7 protein-coding genes and 1 tRNA gene are annotated in these 6,462 nt (G+C 38.6%); 7 read left to right on the top strand and 1 reads right to left on the bottom strand.

What is annotated here, in order from left to right; translation table 11 throughout:
• The first annotated feature begins 82 nt into the window (after positions 1-82).
• Positions 83-156, top strand: a tRNA-Asn gene (locus tag GMC92_RS07240).
• A 95-nt stretch (positions 157-251) separates the two neighbouring features.
• Here the strand turns inward: GMC92_RS07240 and GMC92_RS07235 are convergent.
• Positions 252-1,607: an aspartate kinase gene (locus GMC92_RS07235; RefSeq protein WP_003010473.1), complete on the bottom strand. Its 1,356-nt coding sequence runs from the start codon at positions 1,605-1,607 to the stop codon at positions 252-254.
• Positions 1,608-1,847: 240 nt separating this feature from the next.
• Between GMC92_RS07235 and fabM the strand changes: the two genes are divergently transcribed.
• The 6 genes from fabM (at position 1,848) to fabD (ending at position 6,450) form a co-directional block, all read left to right on the top strand.
• The gene (gene fabM / locus GMC92_RS07230; protein WP_037608326.1) at positions 1,848-2,639 is read left to right on the top strand and encodes a trans-2-decenoyl-ACP isomerase; all 792 of its coding nucleotides are present in this window, start codon (positions 1,848-1,850) and stop codon (positions 2,637-2,639) included.
• 96 nt (positions 2,640-2,735) lie between these two features.
• Complete coding sequence (gene fabT, locus GMC92_RS07225; RefSeq protein ID WP_003003993.1) at positions 2,736-3,170, top strand: fatty acid biosynthesis transcriptional regulator FabT; 435 nt, start codon at positions 2,736-2,738, stop codon at positions 3,168-3,170.
• A complete protein-coding gene (locus tag GMC92_RS07220; protein WP_155200069.1) occupies positions 3,170-4,144 on the top strand; it encodes a beta-ketoacyl-ACP synthase III in 975 nt (324 codons plus the stop codon). The genes fabT and GMC92_RS07220 overlap by 1 nt, the downstream gene beginning before the upstream one ends.
• 58 nt (positions 4,145-4,202) lie before the next feature.
• Positions 4,203-4,427, top strand: a complete 225-nt coding sequence (locus GMC92_RS07215) for an acyl carrier protein (RefSeq protein ID WP_003003892.1) — start codon at positions 4,203-4,205, stop codon at positions 4,425-4,427.
• Between the two features lie 114 nt (positions 4,428-4,541).
• Entirely contained in the window at positions 4,542-5,507 is a 966-nt protein-coding gene (gene fabK / locus GMC92_RS07210) for an enoyl-[acyl-carrier-protein] reductase FabK (protein WP_155200068.1), read from the top strand.
• Positions 5,508-5,529: 22 nt separating this feature from the next.
• Entirely contained in the window at positions 5,530-6,450 is a 921-nt protein-coding gene (gene fabD, locus GMC92_RS07205; RefSeq protein ID WP_049482589.1) for an ACP S-malonyltransferase, read from the top strand.
• Positions 6,451-6,462 lie beyond the last annotated feature (12 nt).

Genomic DNA, 6,462 nt, shown 5'->3' with positions numbered 1-6,462 from the left:
CCGAACACAGCAGTTAAGCCCTAGAACGCCGGAAGTAGTTGGGGGTTGCCCCCTGTGAGATAAGGTAGTCGCTTAGCTTTATTCCGCCATAGCTCAGTTGGTAGTAGCGCATGACTGTTAATCATGATGTCGTAGGTTCGAGTCCTACTGGCGGAGTATAGAATAAAAGAGATCAAGTAATTGATCTCTTTTTTTACTTTTCATTTTAATGTTAATTAAAGCTCCGTTTAGTTAACGGAGCTTTTCTCTATTTAGTTATTTGGGAAAAATGCTTGATATAAGGCTTTAATTGCTTTTTCTTCTTGATCTTTACTTACAACGAACATAATGGAAACTTCACTAGAACCTTGAGAGATCATTTGAATATTTACTTCATTTTCTGATAGTGCTTTGGCTGCAGTGGCGGTAACCCCTACCTGACTCTTCATTTTCTCACCAACAATCATAATGATGGAAAGATCATGTTCAATTTCGGCTGTGTCAACTTCGAGCTTTTGCGTTAATTGTTTTAAAATTTCTTGTTCTTTGATTGGAGTCAGTTCACGAGAACGCAAAATGATGGACAAGTCATCGATTCCTGTTGGCATATGTTCCCAACTGATATTGAGATCTTCTAAAATTTGAAGGACTTTTCGACCAAAACCGACTTCACGGTTCATAAGGTATTTTGTAGTGTTAATACTAACGAATCCTGAATCACCTGCAATTCCTACAACAGTCACATGATCATTTGAATGTTCCAAAACAATGCGGGTTCCAGGGTGGTCTGGATTATTTGTATTTTTAATAACTAATGGAATTTTACCTCTGTATGCTGGAACGAGTGCTTCATCATGCAAGACTGAAAAACCAGCATAGGCTAATTCACGCATTTCTTTGTAGGTTAATTCGGGAATAGAATGTGGGTGTTTAATAATACCTGGATGTGCTGCAAAGATACCATTTACGTCTGTAAAGTTTTCGTATAAGTCTGCTTTTACACCTGCTGCAATGATCGATCCTGTAATGTCAGATCCACCACGAGAAAATGTACAAATGTCGCCATCTTGAGTAACACCAAAGAAACCTGGAATGACAATCACTTCACTTGAATCTTTTAGTTCTTCAATTTTATCGTAACTAGATGGTAAAATACGAGCGTTGGAAGGTTCTGCAGTGACCGTAATTCCTGCTTCCTTTGGATGGATATATCTTGCTTCTAATCCATTTTGATTGAAATAGGCAGCAATGAGTTTAGCATTGTTATTTTCACCAGCTGCTAGGAATGCATCGTATGTAAATGGATTCCCTTTTTTAGGTAAATTTGTTAAATCATAGATATCTTCAGCAATTTCCTGAATAATAGAATCTTTGAGACCCAATTCCTCTGTAATGGCACGATAACGTTCAATAATCCACTGTTGTGTTTGTGTGACATCCTTATCTGAAGTAAATTCTTTATAATAGCGGATCAGAGCGTCTGTTACTTTTGTATCTTCAGCGTTGCGTTTGCCTGGAGCTGATACAACTACAAATCTTCTTTCTGGATCATCTTTAATGATATCAAGTACTTTTTTTAATTGAGAAGCTGATGCTAGAGAACTTCCACCGAATTTAGTTACTTTCATATTTTCTCCTTAATAGTTTCATTAATACATTATACCAAAGTTCAGTTATTGATACAATGTATTTACAGATAGGGCATAAAATAATTGATTCTGTAGAGGAGAGAAATTGTAATTATTCAAATTTTACAATTTTGTTACATCTTATAGATATATTTTACTATTTTACTTTTTTGTGGTATGATATGTTATAATTCAAAAGTTTTAATATCAAAATATTTTATATTTAAACAAAAGGAGTCTGTGATGTTTGAAACAATTTTGTATTCTGTCGAAAACGACCTCGCGACAATCTCTTTAAATCGTCCTGAAGTATCCAATGGTTTTAACATTCCAATGTGTCAGGAAATTTTAGCTGCCCTGGAAGATGCAGAAAAAAATGAGGAAGTAAAATTCATTATTCTATCAGCAGAAGGGAAAATCTTTTCAGTTGGTGGAGATTTGAGCGAAATGAAACGCGCAGTCGATGCGGATGACATCGAGTCTCTTGTTTTAATTGCCGAATTAGTTAATACGATTTCAAAGAAAATCAAGCAATTGCCAAAACCGGTTATTATGGTGGCAGATGGAGCGGTTGCTGGAGCAGCTGCTAACATTGCAGTAGCTGTTGATTTTTGTATTATTAGTGATCGTACTAAATTTATCCAAGCCTTTGTTGGGGTTGGTTTAGCACCGGATGCGGGTGGGTTATTCTTGTTAGGAAAAGCCATTGGCATGTCTCGGGCTACTCATTTAGTAATGACGGGTGAAGCCTTGACTGCTGAAAAGGCATTTGATTATGGCCTAGCTTATCGTGTTTGTGAATCTGAAAGACTCGATAAAACAGTTGAGCAATTGCTTAAAAAATTAAGAAGAGGATCTTCAAATTCTTATGCTGCCATGAAAGAAATGGTTTGGGAAGCATTCTTGAAAGAATGGGACCAATATGCGGGTCTTGAATTGGATTTGCAAAAGAAACTAGCATTTACAGAAGATTTCAAGGAAGGGGTTATTGCCTACTCTGAGAAACGTCGGCCACAATTTAAAGGAAAATAAATTTGTAATTTTTCTATGTTTTGTGAAAAAATGCTTGCAAATTATTTTCATTTTTGATAAAATTTGACTATCAAAGTAAAATTAGGAGGTGGAGTTTTGAATTACCAATTAGTTAACGACTATTTAACATCCATCTTTAATAATGTTTTGGTTATTGAGGAGTCGAGTCTAAGAGCAAGTCGATTCAAAGATGTTTCTATTAAAGAAATGCATACGATCGATGTGATTGGTTCGACACCGAATGCAACCCCGAGTGATATTTCACGGGAGTTGATGGTGACTTTGGGGACTGTCACGACAAGTTTGAATAATCTTGAGCGCAAAGGGTATATCGAAAGAAGAAGATCGGAAGTTGATCGCCGGGTTGTACACTTGAGTTTAACGAAGAACGGTCGTCTACTTTATCGTCTTCATCAGCAATTCCATAAACGGATGGTCAACCAGATTATTGGAGATATGAGTCCCGAAGAGAAGAAAGTGATGCAAAAAGGATTGCAAAATCTGTATCGTTTCTTGGAGGAAATTAAATAATGGTCTTTGCTAAAATTAGTCAAGTTGCTCATTATGCACCTGACCAAGTCGTATCAAATGATGATTTGGCTGAGATCATGGATACAAGTGATGAATGGATCAGTAGTCGGACAGGTATCCTTCGGCGTCACATTTCAAAAGATGAGACGACAAGAGATCTAGCAACAATTGTTGCACAAAGATTATTAGCAAAAGCAAACTTAGACGCTGAGGAAATTGATTTTATCGTTGTCGCTACGATTACACCAGATAGCTTAATGCCATCAACTGCAGCCCGGGTACAAGCTAATATTGGAGCTACTCGAGCTTTTGCATTTGATCTGACTGCAGCATGTAGCGGATTTGTATTTGCATTAGCCACTGCTGAAAAATACATTTCTTCAGGTATGTACCGGAGAGGAATTGTGATCGGTAGTGAGACGCTTTCAAAAGTATTAGACTGGTCAGACCGTTCTACTTCAGTCCTTTTTGGAGATGGAGCTGGTGGTGTCTTGCTTGAAGCGAGTGATCAAAAATCGTTTTTGGCTGAAAATCTTTTTACGGATGGTAGCCGAGGTGCTAGTCTGGAGTCTTGCTATTTGGGTTTGTCTTCTCCTTATTCAGATGAAGTTTCTGATCGAAGATATCTGACAATGGACGGACGGGCAGTATTTGATTTTGCTATTCGTGATGTCACGAAAAGTATTCAAAAAATTATAGCAGATGCCTCTATGGAAGCAGAAGAGATTGACTATTTTCTGTTACACCAGGCGAATGACCGAATGTTAGATAAGATGTCAAAAAAACTGGGTGTCTCTAGAGAGAAAATCCCAGCAAATATGATGGAATATGGGAACACTAGTGCTGCTAGTATCCCCATTCTATTATCGGAGTGTGTCGAGAATCATCGAATCAAGATGGATGGAAGTCAAAAAATTCTTCTGACAGGATTCGGTGGAGGTTTGACATGGGGCACACTTCTTGTTACAATCTAGTTAAACATGTGGAAACACATTTTAAAAATTTATATATTATTTTTTAAGGAGGCCTATCATGGCAGTATTTGAAAAAGTACAAGAAATTATCGTTGAAGAACTTGGTAAAGAACCATCAGAAGTAACTCTTGAATCTACATTCGAAGATTTAGAAGCAGATTCATTGGATTTGTTCCAAGTTATCTCTGAAATTGAAGATGCTTTTGACATCCAAATCGAAACTGAAGAAGGATTGTCTACAGTTGGTGACCTTGTCGCTTACGTAGAAGAAAAAACAAAATAATGATAGATGAGAGTATCGAAAGATATTCTCTCTTGTTTAGGTAATAGTTTGAGGCTCAAAGAAACAATCTTTTAAACTCAAACTATTACTTAAGCGAAAAAAGAGGTAGGTATAATGCAAACACGAATTACTGAACTATTGAATATTAAATATCCAATCTTCCAAGGTGGGATGGCATGGGTCGCTGATGGTGACTTGGCTGGAGCAGTATCAAACGTCGGTGGTCTTGGAATCATTGGTGGCGGGAACGCTCCAAAAGAAGTTGTAAAGGCTAACATTGATAAAGTGAAGTCTATTACAGATAAGCCTTTTGGTGTAAATATCATGCTTTTGTCCCCATTCGCGGATGACATTGTTGACCTGGTGATTGAAGAAGGTGTAAAAGTTGTTACAACTGGAGCTGGAAATCCTGGGAAATACATGGATCGTTTCCATGAAGCAGGGATCACTGTCATTCCTGTTGTTCCATCTGTTGCCCTTGCAAAACGGATGGAAAAATTGGGTGCCGATGCAGTGATTGCAGAAGGAATGGAAGCTGGAGGTCACATTGGTAAATTGACGACTATGACCTTGGTTCGTCAAGTGGTTGAAGCTGTTTCTATTCCAGTAATTGGTGCTGGAGGTGTCGCTGATGGTGCTGGTGCTGCAGCTGTCTTTATGTTAGGTGCCGAAGCTGTTCAGGTGGGAACTCGTTTCGTGGTTGCTAAAGAATCTAATGCTCACCAAAACTTTAAGAATAAAATCTTGAAAGCGAAAGATATTGATACGGTAGTTTCAGCATCAGTTGTTGGACACCCTGTTCGTGCGATCAAGAATAAATTGGCTTCAGCCTATAACCAAGCTGAAAGAGATTTCTTGGCAGGTAAGAAGACTCAAGAAGAAATTGAAGAATTAGGTGCAGGTGCTCTTCGTAATGCCGTCGTTGATGGAGATGTTGACAATGGATCTGTAATGGCGGGTCAAATTGCTGGACTTGTAAGCAAGGAAGAAACTTGTGCTGAAATTCTAGAAGATATCTATTATGGTGCAGCCAAGGTAATTCAAAAAGAGGCTGCTCGTTGGGCAGATGTAAACGTCTAAAAACGTCGAAAGGATTAGGATAGTGACAAAACGTGCGTTCTTATTTGCTGGTCAAGGGGCTCAGAAATTGGGCATGGCGAGCGATTTGTATGCGGCTTATCCCGTTGTTAAAGAGACCTTTGATACGGCTAGTCGTATTCTAGGTTATGATTTGCGTGAATTGATTGATTCTAACGAAGAAAAACTGAATCAGACACGCTATACTCAACCGGCTATTCTGACAACGTCAGTAGCCATTTATCGTCTCTTAGCAGAAAATGGTATCACTCCTGATATTGTTGCCGGCCTTTCTTTAGGGGAATATTCTGCCCTGGTTGCGGCTGGAGCTCTTTCGTTTGAAGATGCAGTAGCTTTGGTTGCAAAACGTGGTGAATTTATGGAAACAGCTGCTCCTGCTGGAAGTGGGAAAATGGTTGCTGTCATGAATACAGATCCAAGTTTGATTGAAGAAATCTGTCAACAAGCATCTGAAAAGGGTGTAGTAACACCAGCTAACTACAATACGCCAGCACAAATTGTGATTGGTGGTGAAGTTGCGGCTGTGGATTACGCTGTGGAATTGCTTAAAGAAGCTGGTGCTAAACGTCTGATTCCTCTTAATGTTTCAGGTCCATTCCACACAGCCTTACTGGAATCTGCTAGTCAAAAATTGGCGACTGAACTAGAAAAAGTATCATTTAATGATTTTGATCTTCCTTTAGTTGGGAATACAGAAGCTACGATCATGAAGTCGGAAGATGTGAAAGCACTGTTGGCCCGTCAAGTAAAAGAACCGGTTCGTTTCTATGATTCAATTGCTACGATTCAAGACTTTGGTGTAGATGAAGTCATCGAGATCGGACCTGGAAAAGTCTTGTCAGGATTCTTGAAGAAAATTGATAAAACTCTTCCAACTCATAACGTCGAAGATCAGGCTAGTCTAGATGCACTTCTGAATGCTTAAAACGAGGTAAAG

Source organism: Streptococcus parasanguinis (assembly GCF_009717775.1).
GTDB classification, from domain to species: Bacteria; Bacillota; Bacilli; order Lactobacillales; family Streptococcaceae; genus Streptococcus; species Streptococcus parasanguinis_AG.
The sequence above is the reverse complement of the archived record's forward strand: the minus strand, read 5'-3'. Positions and strand labels throughout refer to the sequence as shown.